This is a genomic window from Porphyromonas uenonis DSM 23387 = JCM 13868, assembly GCF_000482365.1.
GTDB classification, from domain to species: domain Bacteria; phylum Bacteroidota; class Bacteroidia; order Bacteroidales; family Porphyromonadaceae; genus Porphyromonas; species Porphyromonas uenonis.
In genome coordinates this window covers 22,465-38,613 of record NZ_AXVC01000018.1, presented here as the reverse complement: position 1 = coordinate 38,613, position 16,149 = coordinate 22,465, and the positions used below count along the sequence as shown (strand labels likewise).

13 protein-coding genes and 3 tRNA genes are annotated in these 16,149 nt (G+C 51.6%); 13 read left to right on the top strand and 3 right to left on the bottom strand.

What is annotated here, in order from left to right:
- Window positions 1–36 precede the first annotated feature (36 nt).
- From nadC to L215_RS0100175, 3 genes are all read right to left on the bottom strand, one after another.
- The gene (gene nadC / locus L215_RS0100185; RefSeq protein ID WP_025883052.1) at window positions 37–894 is read right to left on the bottom strand and encodes a carboxylating nicotinate-nucleotide diphosphorylase; all 858 of its coding nucleotides are present in this window, start codon (window positions 892–894) and stop codon (window positions 37–39) included.
- 12 nt (window positions 895–906) lie between these two features.
- Entirely contained in the window at window positions 907–2,526 is a 1,620-nt protein-coding gene (gene nadB, locus L215_RS0100180) for an L-aspartate oxidase (RefSeq protein ID WP_027451157.1), read from the bottom strand.
- Between the two features lie 232 nt (window positions 2,527–2,758).
- Window positions 2,759–3,754: a hypothetical protein gene (locus L215_RS0100175; protein ID WP_025883051.1), complete on the bottom strand. Its 996-nt coding sequence runs from the start codon at window positions 3,752–3,754 to the stop codon at window positions 2,759–2,761.
- Window positions 3,755–4,637: 883 nt separating this feature from the next.
- Here L215_RS0100175 and L215_RS0100170 point away from each other — a divergent pair.
- From L215_RS0100170 to rpoB, 13 genes are all read left to right on the top strand, one after another.
- Window positions 4,638–5,303 (top strand): hypothetical protein, encoded by a 666-nt coding sequence (locus L215_RS0100170; protein ID WP_027451156.1) that lies wholly within the window; start codon window positions 4,638–4,640, stop codon window positions 5,301–5,303.
- Between the two features lie 83 nt (window positions 5,304–5,386).
- Window positions 5,387–6,598, top strand: a complete 1,212-nt coding sequence (locus L215_RS0100165) for a tyrosine-type recombinase/integrase (RefSeq protein ID WP_027451155.1) — start codon at window positions 5,387–5,389, stop codon at window positions 6,596–6,598.
- Window positions 6,599–6,865: 267 nt separating this feature from the next.
- Window positions 6,866–6,948: transfer RNA gene (locus tag L215_RS0100160), tRNA-Tyr, on the top strand.
- An 11-nt stretch (window positions 6,949–6,959) separates the two neighbouring features.
- Window positions 6,960–7,031: transfer RNA gene (locus tag L215_RS0100155), tRNA-Thr, on the top strand.
- 104 nt (window positions 7,032–7,135) lie between these two features.
- Window positions 7,136–8,323: an elongation factor Tu gene (gene tuf, locus L215_RS0100150; protein ID WP_025883049.1), complete on the top strand. Its 1,188-nt coding sequence runs from the start codon at window positions 7,136–7,138 to the stop codon at window positions 8,321–8,323.
- A gap of 219 nt (window positions 8,324–8,542) precedes the next feature.
- Window positions 8,543–8,615 (top strand) — tRNA-Trp (locus tag L215_RS0100145).
- Between the two features lie 19 nt (window positions 8,616–8,634).
- Window positions 8,635–8,835, top strand: coding sequence for a preprotein translocase subunit SecE (gene secE / locus L215_RS0100140; protein ID WP_007365267.1), 201 nt, complete (start codon window positions 8,635–8,637; stop codon window positions 8,833–8,835).
- Between the two features lie 224 nt (window positions 8,836–9,059).
- Window positions 9,060–9,602, top strand: a complete 543-nt coding sequence (gene nusG, locus L215_RS0100135; RefSeq protein ID WP_081780307.1) for a transcription termination/antitermination protein NusG — start codon at window positions 9,060–9,062, stop codon at window positions 9,600–9,602.
- A gap of 195 nt (window positions 9,603–9,797) precedes the next feature.
- Entirely contained in the window at window positions 9,798–10,241 is a 444-nt protein-coding gene (gene rplK / locus L215_RS0100130) for a 50S ribosomal protein L11 (RefSeq protein ID WP_007365287.1), read from the top strand.
- A 15-nt stretch (window positions 10,242–10,256) separates the two neighbouring features.
- On the top strand, window positions 10,257–10,961 hold the full coding sequence (rplA, locus tag L215_RS0100125; protein ID WP_025883045.1) for a 50S ribosomal protein L1: 705 nt from the start codon (window positions 10,257–10,259) through the stop codon (window positions 10,959–10,961).
- A gap of 28 nt (window positions 10,962–10,989) precedes the next feature.
- Entirely contained in the window at window positions 10,990–11,520 is a 531-nt protein-coding gene (rplJ, locus tag L215_RS0100120) for a 50S ribosomal protein L10 (RefSeq protein ID WP_007365247.1), read from the top strand.
- Between the two features lie 49 nt (window positions 11,521–11,569).
- Entirely contained in the window at window positions 11,570–11,944 is a 375-nt protein-coding gene (rplL, locus tag L215_RS0100115) for a 50S ribosomal protein L7/L12 (RefSeq protein ID WP_025883043.1), read from the top strand.
- 331 nt (window positions 11,945–12,275) lie between these two features.
- The gene (rpoB, locus tag L215_RS0100110) at window positions 12,276–16,118 is read left to right on the top strand and encodes a DNA-directed RNA polymerase subunit beta (protein WP_027451154.1); all 3,843 of its coding nucleotides are present in this window, start codon (window positions 12,276–12,278) and stop codon (window positions 16,116–16,118) included.
- Window positions 16,119–16,149 lie beyond the last annotated feature (31 nt).

The following is a 16,149-nucleotide window of genomic DNA, read 5'->3' as shown; positions in this document are numbered from 1 at the left end:
GTGTAGTTGGTAGTGTGTGTAAGAGCTAAAGCCTCTCTACTGGATCGGCTTGATCTTCATACTAATGTCGAAGGCGCGTACCGAGTGAGTCAGTGCTCCTATACTAATGTAGTCCACGCCGATAGCAGCAACGGCAGCTAGGCGCTCGGCCGTCATATTGCCCGAAGCCTCCACTTCGGCTTGACCATCGATGAGCTCGACGGCACGGCGCATCGTCTTCAGGTCCATATTGTCCAGCATGATGATGTCAGCACCAGCGTCTATAGCCTCCTGCACCTCCTCCAGCGTAGTGGTCTCCACCTCAATACGTATAGAGATAGGTAGATGAGGACGCACCTCCTCCACGGCAGGCAAGATGCCACCCGCCATGGCGATGTGATTGTCCTTGAGCATCACCATGTCAGAGAGCGAAGCGCGGTGATTCGTACCACCACCGTGACGTACTGCCATCTTGTCCGTGAGTCGATGTCCAGGTACAGTCTTGCGCGTGTCTAGGATACGCGTCTTGGTCCCTGCCACGCATTGCACACATTGGTACGTATAGGTAGCGATGCCACTCATACGCTGGAGGAAGTTGAGCATGATACGCTCAGCCCGTAGCAGGTCCGCATAAGGTGCCTCGATGGTGGCCAATATATCGCCCTTGCGCACCTCGTCGCCATCCTCATACTCTGATGTAAAGGTCATCTCCTCCTCCGGAGTGCACCGACAGAGGACCATATAAGCGACATCCAGACCAGAGATGATACCGTCGTCCTTGGCTATCAGTGTGGCGATGGCTCGGTCGCTCTCGCTCAGTAGGTAACGTGTCGATAGATCTCCCGTGGGAGCATCTTCACGATAAGCTAGCTCTATAAGGGTGGCAAACTCCTCGCTGTTGTATATATCAGTCATACCTCTTGTGTGCTAATTGATTGGTTGATGTGTTATCTGCCCATTGAGGAGCCTCGTTCGATAAGCTTCGCTCTCAGGCAATGTCTCTGTGTAGTCGCTTCGGTAGTGACCTCCACGACTCTCCTCACGCAGTAGTGCTGCATGTGCCATCATGTGCGCCACCTCTACACGTCTGCGGGTCGTATAGGCGTGGATACTGTGCTGCGCATCCTCTGCCAGCATGTCGGAGAGATGCTGTAGCGCTTGTAGCGCCTCGGTCAGGCCCGCCTTAGAGCGGATGATCCCCACCTTGCTCATCAAGATGTCGCCTATCTGTCGATTGATCTTTGCCTGCTGCTCTAGCGCATAGAGTTGCTCTTTGTCCAGGCTCCACGACAAGTCTGGTAGATTCGTCGGAACTGCTAGTGATGCCGTATCCGTAGGCGTGGTCTGGTGTGCGATCGCATAGTTAGCGATCCGCTTGCCGAAGACGATGCACTCAATGAGCGAATTGGAAGCCAAGCGATTGGCGCCCATGACTCCCGTCGAGGAGACCTCTCCGACAGCATATAGCCCAGGCAGGCGAGTGCAGCCGTTGAGGTCCACCCCAATGCCCCCCACCGTGTAGTGCGCAGCGGGAGCCACCGGTATCTCGTCCGTTATGTCTAGTCCCAGCTGGCGACAGTGCTCCGTGATGGTGGGGAAGCGCTGTAATAGTCGCTTCGGGTCAATGTGTCTCAGCCTCAACCGTACGTGGTCACTACCCTCCTCCTGCATCTTGAGGAAAATGCTGCGCGCCACCACATCTCTCGGCGCTAGCTCCGCAAGGGGATGTAGTGCAGGCATAAAGCGATCTCCGTGCTTGTCCACAAGGTATGCACCCTCGCCACGTACCGCCTCACTAATGAGAAAAGAGGCGTACCCCGGCAGATAGAGAGCTGTGGGGTGAAACTGGATAAACTCCAAGTCCATCAGCTCGGCACCCACTTCGCTGGCCAACCAAAGCCCATCGCCTAGCGCTGTAGGCGGATTGGTCGTTGGGTAGTAAAGCGCAGCCGCACCGCCTGTGGCTAGTACGACAGCCGATGCGAGGATCGTGTCGTAGTGATGTGCGCGCTCATCATAGGTCACTATCCCCTGACAGTGTGACCCGTCAGCCGAGCGTAGTACCTGCACGGCACTATGGTGGTCGAAGATCGTAATGTGCTGTGCCTTCCGAACCTGCTCGATCATAAAGGTGGTCACCAGTCGTCCCGTAGCATCTCCACCAGCGTGGAGGATACGACGATGGTGATGCCCTCCCTCTAGACCGAGGGCTAGATGACCATCCTCGCTGTCGAAGGTCATACCCATCTGGATCAACTCATTGATCCGATCGGGAGCTTCATCCGTCAGCACCTTGACCGCCTCGGGGATACAGAGCCCACGCCCCGCTACGATCGTGTCTTCGTAGTGATCCGTCGGCGAGTCCTCCTGGTCGGTGACAGCGGCCATTCCCCCCTGTGCGTAGTAGGAGTTGCTCTCCTCGATGGTGCGTCGAGCGATGAGGGCTACCGATCCATGCTGCGCTAGAAAGTAAGCACAGTAGAGCCCCGCTAGGCCACCACCTATGATGATGTAATCATATCGCTGAGGAGATTGCTGCAGTTTCATACACTATTGCTCGTTAAGTCGTACCGCGCAGAGCCTACAATATCTCTCGCAGGGTACTATTGCAGTGGCAAATGTAGTGAAATAATTCTTACCAACGAGCGACTACAGCACCGCTAGCCTATATTTCTCCACGAAATCGCGCGTTTTTGCAAAGCGCGCAGAGCATTTGCAGACGAGTCGCAGCTTTTCTGAAACGTATACAAGTCATTCTAACGAAAATGAGTTGCTACAGCTAAGCCACCTTCTTGGCTTGTCGCTTGCGATGCCAGGCGAGGTAGCCACCGATCAAGAAGAAGGTGACGAGGATAGCGATCATCTCGCCCACATGGTCCAGCGGAGCGATCCAAATCTCGTTGAAGAGCTTGTTGCGCCCCAGTATCTCGACAGGCGTCCAGAGGACGATGACCGCAGGGATCGCCATACGTATGTTAGCGCCCCACTGCTTACGAGCGAGCTGCTTGCGAAAGATGAAGAAGAAGCCGATGAAGCACCCCACCCCCACGGCGATAGTCACCGGATGGCTCTGCCCGAGGAAGCGCGGATCATAGCAAAACATCAGCAGCAAGTAGCAAGTCCACAGGAGCATCATCGTCTCCATAAAGGTCACCATAGCTGGGTGGCGTGTCATACCCGAGCGCACCACGAGATCACGCTTCTTGCCGAGGAGCACCCGCTGGCACCAGAGCATAAAGTTGCACCCCGTACGTACATTAAATATATAGAGTAGCATGATCGACACCCAGAAGCCAAACGATGCCGGCATCAGTAGATACTCAGGCCTGGTCACAACGATATCCTTGATATCATGCATGTGCTGTACAGGTACACCGTCGATAGACAAGACGGGGTTTGCCGCAATCCCCTGCACATAAGTCGTCGTAGTGGTTATGACCCCATTAAGTATCTCTGGGTGTGCGCCAAAGCGCTGAGCGTAGTACATGAAGAGAAACTCGACCCAGCCAGTCCATAGGAGTAGTCCTCCGATGAGTCCGCAGAGCGTCTGAGGAGTATCTTTCTTAGCAAAGACGCCACACACGGCGATCACTAGTCCTAGTAGCCCCAGCCCGAAAGCACCATAAGGCAGTACGGCAGGCGCTATCAGGAGCTCCATAAGGATCATAAATGCGTGTCCTAGAGGCATCAAGCATAAGACAAGAAGGAAGGAGAGCAGAGACTGCCTCCAGGCAAGCTTAGGCTGCAAACTTGATGGTTGCGTAGAGATGTTCATATGATTGTACACTGGTTTGATATGAATAACGACGCAAATATACTAAACTATTTCAATATACAAACACTATCGTACTAAATAGAGAGCTAACACATGATAAAATGAGTGCGTTTCATTTCCTACCTAGGAAATAGCAAAATTCCTACCTAGAAATTTGCCCAATAAGTACCTAGAAATGGGCAAATTCTTCGGACTTATTTTTTGATTCCTCCGAAGTTTCATTTGATTCCTCCGAAGAATTTTTTATTTCCTAGGTAGGAATTGGGGGAATTCCTAGGTAGCTATTGGACAAATTCCTAGGTAGGAATTTCATTCTTCGGAGGGAAGGTGTAATCAGAGAGAGAATCCGTAGACACTCTGTAGGGATTCGAACCGTGTATTCCTAATTATCGTCATGTGCAGTTTATAGACGGCTGGTTACAGTCAGGGCTGACGCATTATAATTGCTCCGTTAGAAGCTACACATTAGCGACAAGCGAGACTTGGATGAGTTCATTATATATTATTGCTGTCCGACTACTCGACTTCGACCAATCTACAGCTTTCTTCGTAGGGAACTTTAGTTTCATACCTAGGAAACTTTAGTCTCATACCTAGGAAACTCCAGTTTCATACCTAGGAAACTTTAGTCTCATACCTAGGAAACTCCAGTTTCATACCTAGGAAACTTTTGTTTCATACCGTATGGAACTTTAGTTTCACCCAAGTGGTACTGATAGTTAGCTCATTTCTGCAGAACGATCTACTTGATGCCCTCTCAAAAAGCTTTCACTGGACAGCAATAACTATATATAATGCGTCAGCCCTGTGGTTACAGTACGTTCGCCATGCCCGTTGATTCTATTTTGCTACCTTTGCGTATGACATCTAGAGCGCTACGACTATGCAACACTTTACTATAAAAGCCATCCTGCTCCCGCTCCTGCTACTCCTAGGGACAGTCTATGCGACGGCGCAGGTGCGCGCCATCACCAGCGATGGGGACGAAGTCATACTCTATCCCAATGGCACCTGGGAGTATCTCAGCAGTCGCCCCGCCCCCAACCCCCACCCAGGAGCCTCAGCAACTATCGGTGCGGGGGCTTCGGGCAAGCGTGTCGGTATACTACTCAACAGGCAGCTACTCTTTGTACTCAGGGAGGGTCAGCTAGAGGACCTTTTCATCTACGACACGAGAGGACAGCTCGTCTACTCCTACCGTGAAGGCATCTACCAGATCCCCTACGGATGGCGAGTAGAGTACGAACCGCTCTCCGACCGTGTGCGCCAATTCGGCCCCTACCAGTTTAGATATCAGCTCCTCTCGGAGCGACTCGAGCAAGTCGGTACCTGCAAGATAGACTACGAGCTCCTTTCGGAGCGTGTCAGAAGGATCGGAGACTACAGCATCAGATACGACCTCCTCTCCAACCTCATCACCGAGATCGGCAACATTAGGATCGAGTACGACCCCTTCACAGAGCGCATCAGGGGGGTCAGCGGCACGGCGCCAGGTGTCGAGATCCAATTCCTACGTGATGGCGGTGGTCGTCCACAACCCTTTCTGTAAGACCACTTAATAATGTATGCTTGCCTAGAGCTCTCAAGACGCTCGGGCAGAATGCTTGACACATTATACATATTGAGCATATCATGCTGACCGAAGAACTGGAACAGACGCTAGACGCCTTTATGGAGTACCTGCGACTAGAGCGCAACGCCTCTCCGCTCACGCTCACCACCTACCGCCCTGCCATCGAGTCCTATATGGAGAGTGCCCTAGAGCTGGCTACCGATGAGTGGACACCCAGTGATGCGGACCGAGACCTCGTACGTAACTGGATCATGCAGCAGATGGACGACGAACTAACCAGCACGACGGTCAATAAGAATCTAAGTGCTGTGCGCTCATACTATAAGTATCTCCAGCTACGAGGACTCGTCACCAGCAACCCCACACGCTACCTGAAGGGACCTAAGCGAGAGCACACGCTCCCTTCCTTCCTCACGCAGGCCCAGATCGAAGAGGCTCTTGCAACGATCCCCGCAGAACCAGACAACTTCCTCTCCGTGCGCGACCGGCTCATCATAGAGACCATCTACCAGACAGGCCTGCGTCGTGCCGAGGTGGCTAGCCTAGAGACTCAGCAGGTAGATCTCACTGCCATGTCGCTACGTGTCGTAGGCAAGGGGCGCAAGGAGCGAATAGTGCCCTTCGGCACAGACCTTAGAGATAAAATGCAAGATTATCTCACTTTGCGGGACCGGAAGGTTGGCGTATCTCAATATTTTTTTGTTACTTTGAAGTGCAGACCGCTCTCAGGAGCTGACGTCTATCAAGTGGTACACAAAGCACTCAGCGTAGTGCCTGGACTGCCACGCAGAGGAGCGCACACGCTGAGACACTCCTTTGCTACTGAGATGCTCAATGCTGGAGCCCCTATCACCTCCATCAAAGAGCTCTTAGGCCATAGCAATCTAGAGACAACCACAAGATACACCCACACCTCCTTCGAGCAGCTCAAACAATTGTATCACGCTCACCCTAGAGCACAAAGTCAAGTATCATCTATGATTAACGTACACATCCAGTCTCTACAGTTTGATGCCAACGAGGCACTCAAAGATTTTGCAAAGAAGAAGATCGATCGTCTTGCTCGTTTTGACGATACCATTAGCAAGGCTGAGATAACCCTACGACTAGACAAGTCTGATGCTACGCGTGGTAAGATAGCCGCCATCCGCCTCTTTGTCCCAGGGTACGACCACTACGCAGAGAAGGGGGCTACCACTTTTGAGGAGGCTATCGATGAGGCTATCGATGCACTCAAGCGTCAGATAGATCGCGCCAAGGAAAATAAATAAGTAGAGAGGTGAGTAAGTAGATAGTGGGCTACGGCTAGTTTTCGGTGGTTAGAGGCTAGTCTGTGCGTGGTGAGGGCCACGCCATCCACTATCTACGCCTCTCTTCAGTTACCGATCCCCCCACGGAGGAGTCACTTCGGAGAAGATAATCCGCCCGAAAGTTTTGGTGTTTCCAAAATAGTTCGTATATTTGCACCCAGTTTGTGATGCCATCTACCCGTCCGAGGGCTCTCAAAGAGGATGGCAGTGCGAGTAAAGGACTCAAAAGGGCAGTTACCAGAGTGGCCAAATGGGGCTGACTGTAACTCAGCTGGCGTAAGCCTACGGTGGTTCGAATCCATCACTGCCCACACAACAACACGCCTATGTAGCTCAGTGGTAGAGCACTTCCTTGGTAAGGAAGAGGTCCCGGGTTCAAATCCCGGCATCGGCTCTAAAATAATAATGTAGCAGCGCCAAACCCACAGTTCACTGAGACTGTGGCGGGGGGTTGCTCTTGCGACGAAATAAGACTAAGACAAACATAAGAACAAGGTTATGGCTAAAGAACATTTTCAAAGGACGAAACCACACGTCAACATTGGTACCATCGGTCACGTAGACCACGGTAAGACAACTCTTACAGCTGCTATTACCAAGGTATTGGCTGACGCAGGCTTCACAGAGGCTCGCTCATTCGACTCTATCGACAACGCACCTGAGGAGAAGGAGCGTGGTATCACCATCAACTCTTCACACGTTGAGTACGAGACCGCAAATCGTCACTACGCACACGTAGACTGCCCGGGCCACGCCGACTATGTCAAGAACATGGTTACTGGTGCTGCTCAGATGGACGGTGCTATCATCGTAGTTGCCGCAACTGACGGTCCTATGCCTCAGACTCGTGAGCACATCCTACTAGCACGTCAGGTCAACGTACCTCGTCTAGTTGTCTTTATGAACAAGTGCGACCTTGTTGATGACGAGGAGATGCTTGAGCTCGTAGAGATGGATATGCGTGAGCTACTAAGCTTCTATGAGTTCGACGGCGACAATACGCCTGTCATCCGTGGCTCTGCTCTTGGTGCTCTCAATGGCGAGCCCAAGTGGTGCGAGAAGATCCTAGAGCTCATGCAGGCTGTAGATGAGTGGATCCCACTACCTGAGCGCGACATCGACAAGCCCTTCCTAATGCCTGTAGAGGACGTGTTCTCTATCACAGGTCGTGGTACAGTGGCTACGGGTCGTATCGAGACTGGCGTCGTTAAGGTCAACGACGAGGTCCAGATCATCGGTCTAGGTGCTGAGGGCAAGAAGAGCGTCGTAACTGGCGTGGAGATGTTCCGCAAGATCCTTGATGAGGGTGAGGCTGGTGATAACGTAGGTCTCCTACTCCGTGGTATCGACAAGGACGAGATCAAGCGCGGTATGGTCCTAGCACACCCAGGACAGGTTAAGCCTCACGATCACTTCAAGGCTGAGGTCTATATCCTGAAGAAGGAAGAGGGTGGTCGTCACACACCATTCCACAACAAGTATCGTCCTCAGTTCTACATCCGTACGCTAGACGTAACTGGTGAGATCACACTACCAGAGGGTATCGATATGGTTATGCCTGGTGATAACGTCACCATCGACGTCAAGCTCATCTCTCCAGTAGCTTGTAGCGTAGGTCTACGCTTCGCTATCCGCGAGGGTGGTCGTACGGTCGGTGCTGGTCAGATCACCTCACTAGAGGACTAATTCTCTCCGCTGATCTAGCCTCTGACGCACACGGAGTGCATCAGAGACTAGACAGCAACTAGACTTCTCCTAACTCCCTCCCCCACTAACTATAGAAGCATCTCCTAATCGATGCAACGCTCATAGTGGGAGGGGGAGTTCCGAGGAGTTTTTAACCTAGACAGTCATCATCTCTGGCACATCCAGTCGCTAGACAGGTGCACGAGACGATACAAACATACGGGTTTAGCTCAGTTGGTAGAGCACAGGTCTCCAAAACCTGGTGTCGGGAGTTCGAGCCTCTCAACCCGTGCAAACTATAAGATGCTCTTATGAAATTTTTCAAGCGTACAGGTTCATACATCAAGAACTGCTACAATGAGTTAGTACACAAAGTTAGCTGGCCCACTCGTAGCGAACTGATCAATAGCACCGTGGTCGTCATGATCGCGTCAGTGATTATTGCCATCTTTGTCGCAGGGGTAGACTTTGTCTTCCAGCAGCTGATGCAGCTTGTATACGGTCTAGCATAGACTGGACATCAAGCTCTAAAGAGCATCCACACATTTGTACAAGCCCCGAGAGATAGACAGAGTCTAGGGTCAAGCGCTCTAGACATAACTTTTGAAGCTGTCTTATTGCGACATCGTTTGTCTCTCATCTTGTAAGGGCTATATCAAGTACTATCAAACGGATCAACCGTATTCTATAATCGAATCTAATCTAAAACAACGACATGAGTCAAGATTCACAACCCATGAGATTTTACGTCCTTCGTGTCCTCAGTGGACAGGAAAAGAAAGTCTGTGAGTATATAGAAGCGGCAAAGTCCAATGGCACTTTAGGTTCGTACGTACGACGTGTCCTAGTACCCACCGAGCAGGTGGTCTCGCAGCGCAATGGCAAGAAGGTGGTCAAAGAGCGCCCCTACATGCCAGGCTATGTGCTAGTGGAGGCAGCTCTCGTGGGAGACACAGAGCACACGCTATGCACGATACCTAATGTAATAGGTTTTTTGACCTCTCGTATGATCGATGGTCAGCTAGCCCCCGAGCCTCTACGCTCTCAAGAAGTGCAGGATCTCTTGGGACAGGCAGACCGCGATGCAGAGGGCGCAGGACGCTTTGACATTGAGTATAGCGTCGGTGAGTCTGTGCGGATCATAGATGGTCCGTTCTCAGACTTCTCAGCAACCATCGATGAGGTCAAGAGTGATAAGAGAAAGCTCAAGGTGATGGTGAAGATCTTCGGAAGAAAGACTCCACTGGAGCTTGATTACACACAGGTCGAGAAGGAATAGGAGATTGTTACGGATCGAGCATGCCAACTCATAGTTGCTCGCATAGGTGTAGCGCTAACTCTCGGACAGCGTAGAGATATGGTCTAGCTTCCAACTTAAAGACCTTTCCCCTCTCCACCAGCTTCCACAAGGATGCTACCCTAGATGCAGTGATGACTCCGTGTGTATCTGTTTATAATATAATCGAATAACAAAATGGCAAAAGAAGTTGCAGGGCAGCTTAAGCTGCAAATCAAAGGAGGGGCCGCTAACCCCTCGCCTCCTGTGGGCCCAGCACTTGGTGCTAAGGGTATCAACATCATGGAGTTTTGTAAGCAATTTAATGCCAGGACTCAGGATCGCGCTGGTAAGGTATTGCCAGTCGTGATAACCTACTATGCTGACAAGTCCTTTGACTTCATCGTCAAGACTCCTCCCGTAGCCATCCAGCTACTAGAGGCTAGCAAGGCAAAGGGTGGCTCGGCAGAACCCAACCGAATCAAAGTCGCTAAAGTCACTTGGGATCAAGTACGGACTATAGCAGAAGATAAGATGTCTGACCTCAACTGCTTTACTGTCGAGTCGGCCATGAAGATGGTCGCTGGTACAGCTCGTAGTATGGGGATTAGTGTGACGGGTACGAAACCTGAGAATCTCTAATCGCAATCAACTGAAATGAGTAAACTAACAAAAAATCAGAAGATAGCTGCGAGTAAGGTCGAAGCAGGCAAGTCCTATTCACTAGATGAGGCTTCCAAGCTCCTGAAGGAGATCTCCTTCACAAAGTTTGATGCCTCAGTGGACATAGACATTCGTCTGGGTGTCGATCCTCGCAAGGCTAATCAGATGGTGCGTGGCACCGTCTCACTGCCTCACGGTATCGGTAAGGAGGTACGTGTCCTAGCACTCTGTACTCCAGACAAGGAGGCAGAGGCGCAAGAGGCTGGGGCTGACTATGTCGGCCTCGATGAGTACATCAACAAGATCAAGTCTGGATGGACAGACATTGATGTGATCATCACCATGCCTAGCGTCATGGGCAAGATCGGAGCTTTGGGTCGTGTACTAGGACCTCGCGGTCTGATGCCTAACCCCAAGAGTGGAACCGTGACAAACGATCTCGGTGCTGCTATCAAGGAGGTTAAGGCTGGTAAGATCGACTTCAAGGTGGACAAGGCAGGTATCATACATACCTCTGTGGGTAAGATCTCTTTTGACCCTCAGCAAATCAGAGAAAACGCTAAGGAGTTCATCGATACGGTGCTACGCCTGAAGCCCTCCTCTGCTAAGGGAACTTATATCAAGAGCATCTACCTCTCTACAACAATGAGTGCAGGGATCAAGATCGATCCTAAGTCAGTCGTATCCGTAGTAGAATAACGTCTCACCAACTAAGAAGCACAATTCTATGAAAAAGGAAACGAAGTCAACTGTCATCGAGCAGTTGCACGCATATATAGAGAGTTACCCCAACTTCTACTTGACCAACATTGAGGCCCTCAATGCTGAGAAGACGAGCGAGCTACGCCGTCTCTGCAACAAGAGTGGCGTCAAGATGGTCGTAGTCAAGAACACACTGATGCGTCGCGCCCTCAGCGAGATCGACTCTGTCGACTTCGCAGAGCTCTATGAGTCTCTCAAGGGCAATACGGCCGTCATGTTCTCAGAGGTTGCTAATGCTCCTGCTAAAGCGATCAAGGCTTTCCGCTCTGACAATAAGGAACTCGGACGTCCAGACCTAAAGGCTGCGTACGTACAGGAGGGCTTTTACATCGGAGCTGACCAACTCGAGGCTCTCGTCAATATTAAGAGTCGCGAGGAGCTCATTGCTGATATCGTTGCTATGCTTGAAGGCCCAATCCAGGGTGTACTCGGGCAGCTTGACTCAGCAGCTGGCACTATCCATGGGGTCTTAGATACCCTAGCCGAGAGGCAATAAATATCTAAGCATTCACTTCAATTAGAAACAAACAAACATCAATACAGACATGGCAGATATAAAGGCTATTGCAGAGACTCTTGTTAATCTCACAGTAAAGGAAGTAAGCGAGCTCAAGGAGCTCCTCAAGGAGGAGTATGGTATCGAGCCTGCAGCTGCAGCAGTTGCTGTAGCAGGTCCTGCAGCTGGTGCTGCAGCAGAGGCAGAGGAGAAGACCTCTTTTGACGTTGTACTCAAGAGCTTTGGCTCTGCTAAGCTTGCAGTCGTTAAGGCTGTTAAGGAGCACGCAGGTCTTGGCCTCAAGGAGGCTAAGGAGCTTGTTGATGCAGCACCTACTAACATCAAGGAGGGTGTCGACAAGGCTACAGCTGAGGCTCTCAAGGCTGCTCTTGAGGAGGCTGGTGCTGAGGTTGAACTAAAGTAAACCCGCTTGACACCTGTCTGACACAGGTCATATTGGTTAAGGATTCCCCCCTCGATACGTATGGGGGGAGTTCTTAGCCTTTTCGCATCTTTTGCTCTCTAGAGGCACCACTCACAGACGAAGCTGTCGCCATACTGTGTGACACTTTGCTTATACGCTGAGGAGGTGTCTTGGACTGTCAGATAGGATCAGATACAAGCCTCTAGAGCTAGACTCACTAGCTCTACCTTTGAGTAGTAGCTTACCCCTTGGGTGAGCCCCTACTCTATCCGCCTCTCTCATGAGAGCCGCTCCTCTTCCCTACATTTACCATTTCTCTCTGAAGCATACGATGGCATCCAAACCAACTAATACTAGAAAGAGCTTCGCATCTATCGCTCATCCAATGGAGTACCCTGACTTCTTGGAGGTGCAGCTCAAATCTTTTCAGGATTTCTTTCAACTCGATACTCCGGCCGAGAGTAGAAAGAACGAGGGATTATTTAAAGTCTTCTCTGAGAACTTCCCCATCGAAGACACTCGTAACAACTTCAAGCTTCTGTTTGAAGACTACTTCGTCGATCCTCCCAAATACTCTATAGAGGAGTGCCTGCGTCGTGGTCTCACCTACAGTGTCCCCCTAAGGGCTAAGCTCAAGCTAACCTGCGAAGATCCCGAGCACGAAGACTTCGAGTCCACCGTACAGGATGTCTTCCTAGGGTCTATCCCCTATATGACACCCGCAGGGACATTCGTCATCAATGGCGCAGAGAGAGTAGTCGTATCTCAGCTACACCGCTCTCCAGGCGTCTTCTTTGGATCCAGCCTACACAACAACGGGACGAGACTTTACTCGGCTCGTATCATCCCATTCAAGGGGTCTTGGATTGAGTTCGCTACTGATACGAACAACGAGCTATACGCTTACATCGATCGTAAGAAGAAGCTCCCCATCACAACGCTCCTACGTGCCATCGGCTATGAGACGGACAAGGACATACTCGATCTCTTTGGTATCGCCGAGGAAGTTCCTGTCACGCTAGAGAATCTACAGGCTAACTATGGACGACAGCTAGCCGCCTCCGTCATCTTAAAGTACTACGATGAGGAGAGCGAGGAGGAGACTGGAGAGACTGAGACCTTCGCTCGATACAACACACTCGTAGAGCAAAATGCGATACTAGACGAGGAGAACGCTCAGGTCATCCTTGAGAATGGTATCGAGACCATCCTACTACGTCGTGACCTATCCACATCTGATGAGGAGTCTTCAGACCAAGAGGTCATGGACTACTCGATTATCTTCAACACGCTCAAGCGTGACTCAGCCAACTCTGAGCAGGCTGCTTACAACTTTATCTACAACCTCCTACGCAACTCTACACCACCCGATGATCAGAGTGCCAAGGAGATCTTCAACAACATCTTCTTCTCGGAGAAGCGCTACGACCTCGGCGATGTAGGGCGCTACAAGATCAATAGCAAGCTCGGACTAGACATTGATCCCGACATCAGAATCCTCACGGCAGAGGACATCGTTGCTATCATACGCCACCTGATCAAGCTCGTCAATGGTAAGGCACCTGTCGATGATATCGATCACCTCTCGAACCGTCGTGTCCGGACCGTCGGAGAGCAGCTCTACAACCAGTTTAGTATAGGTCTGAGCCGTATGGCCCGCACGGTCAAGGAGCGCATGAACGTTCGTGACAGCGAGGTCTTTACGCCCGTTGATCTAGTCAACTCCAAGACTATTGCGTCGGTTGTCAACAGCTTCTTCGGGACCAACGCGCTCTCACAGTTTATGGATCAGCAGAATCCACTCTCTGAGATTACGCACAAGCGTCGTCTGTCGGCACTAGGCCCAGGGGGTCTGACACGAGACCGTGCAGGCTTTGAGGTGCGAGACGTACACTACACCCATTATGGTCGCCTCTGTCCTATCGAGACTCCTGAGGGACCAAACATCGGACTTATCTCCTCTCTCTGCGTCTACGCTAAGATCAATGAGCTAGGCTTCATCACGACCCCTTATCGCAATGTCGAGAAAGGCACCGTCAGCTTCAAAGGCTCCAAGCTAGCTTACTATACCGCTGAGGAAGAGGAGGACAAGACAGTAGCTCAGGGTAATGCTCCTCTAGACAAAGACGGACACTTCGTCCGCTCTCGTGTCAAGGCACGTTATGGAGCAGACTTCCCCGTAGTAGAGCCATCAGAAGTCGATCTGATGGACGTCTCTCCGACGCAGATTGCTTCGATTGCGGCGTCACTCATCCCATTCCTCGAGCACGACGATGCTAACCGTGCTCTCATGGGATCAAACATGATGCGCCAGGCAGTACCTCTACTAACGCCCGAAGCTCCTATCGTAGGCACCGGCATCGAGCGCAGACTAGTCTCAGACTCTCGTACCCAAGTAGAGGCTGAGGGCGATGGCGTCGTCGTCTATGTAGACGCTACCAAGATTGTGGTCAACTACGATCGCACTGAGGAGGAGGAGCTCGTCAGCTTCGAGCCCTCAGAGGTTACTTACAAGCTTCCCAAGTATCGCAAGACCAACCAGTCTACAACAATAGATCTGAGCCCCGTATGTCGCAAGGGCGACCGCGTCACTAAGGGTCAGATACTCACCGAGGGCTTCTCCACACAAGATGGTGAGCTAGCTCTCGGACGCAACATCCTGGCTGCTTACATGCCTTGGAAGGGGTACAACTATGAGGATGCGATCGTGCTCAACGAGCGTGTCGTCGCTGAGGATCTCTTCACCTCTGTACACGTCGACGAGTACTCACTAGACGTTCGTGAGACAAAGCGAGGCATGGAGGAGTTCACCGCAGACATTCCCAACGTAAGCGAGGAGGCTACGAAAGATCTTGACGCCAACGGTATCGTCCGTGTCGGTGCTCGCATTGTTCCTGGCGACATCCTAGTAGGTAAGATCACGCCAAAGGGCGAGTCCGACCCCACCCCTGAGGAGAAGCTACTCCTAGCCATCTTTGGCGATAAGGCAGGTGATGTCAAGGACGCTTCGCTCAAGGCTTCGCCCTCGCTCAAGGGTGTCGTCATCGATACGAAGCTTTACTCACGCGCCAATCGTAAGGGCGGTATAGCAGCCACACGCAAGATCAATCAGCGCTACGAGGAGGAGCTCTCCAAGCTACAGACAGCACTCAAGGAGGAGCTCGTCTCCAAGCTTCAGGTCATCCTCAAGAAGCATAAGACCACGGCGACAGACTTCGTCGACTACATCGGTGTCGTCAAGGTCAAGGCAGGCACACGCATCACCAAGTCTCTGCTCCTCGAGCTAGACTATAATGACTTGAGGATGTCCGACTGGACCAAGGACGAGCACACCAATCAGCTTGTCAAGCAGACGATCGCTAACTATATTAAGAAGGACAAGGTTACCGTTGCAGAGGTCAATAGGCGCAAGCTCGATGAGACCCTCGGTGATGAGTTGCCCTCAGGCATCATTCAGACCGCAAAGATTCTGATCGCTAAGAAGCGCAAGATACAGGTCGGTGATAAGATGGCTGGACGACATGGTAATAAGGGTATCGTCTCCAAGATCGTACGTCGTGAGGACATGCCTTACCTGCCAGACGGTACGCCAGTAGACATCTGTCTTAACCCGCTGGGTGTGCCTTCACGTATGAACCTGGGGCAGATCTTTGAGGCCGTCCTAGCATGGGCTGGACGTAAGCTCGGAGTCAAGTTTGCCACTCCTATCTTCGATGGAGCTACACTCGATGACCTCAACGAGTGGACCGACAAGGCTGGTCTGCCACGTGGTGGTCAGATGAAGCTCTTCGATGGAGGTACTGGCGAGCCTTTTGATCAGGAGGCGACCGTAGGTGTCACCTACTTCCTCAAGCTCGGTCACATGGTCGATGACAAGATGCACGCCCGTTCTATCGGTCCGTACTCACTGATCACACAGCAACCTCTCGGTGGTAAGTCCAACTTCGGAGGCCAGCGCTTCGGAGAGATGGAGGTGTGGGCACTCGAGGCCTTCGGTGCGGCACACGTCCTTCAGGAGATTCTCACCATCAAGAGTGATGACGTCGTAGGTCGCTCTAAGGCTTACGAGGCGATCGTGCGTGGCGACAATATGCCCACGCCTGGTCTCCCCGAGTCTCTCAACGTGCTACTCAATGAGCTCAAGGGTCTAGCCCTCAGCGTACATATTGAGTAATCCCTCCCCTATCCTTACACACTATATATAG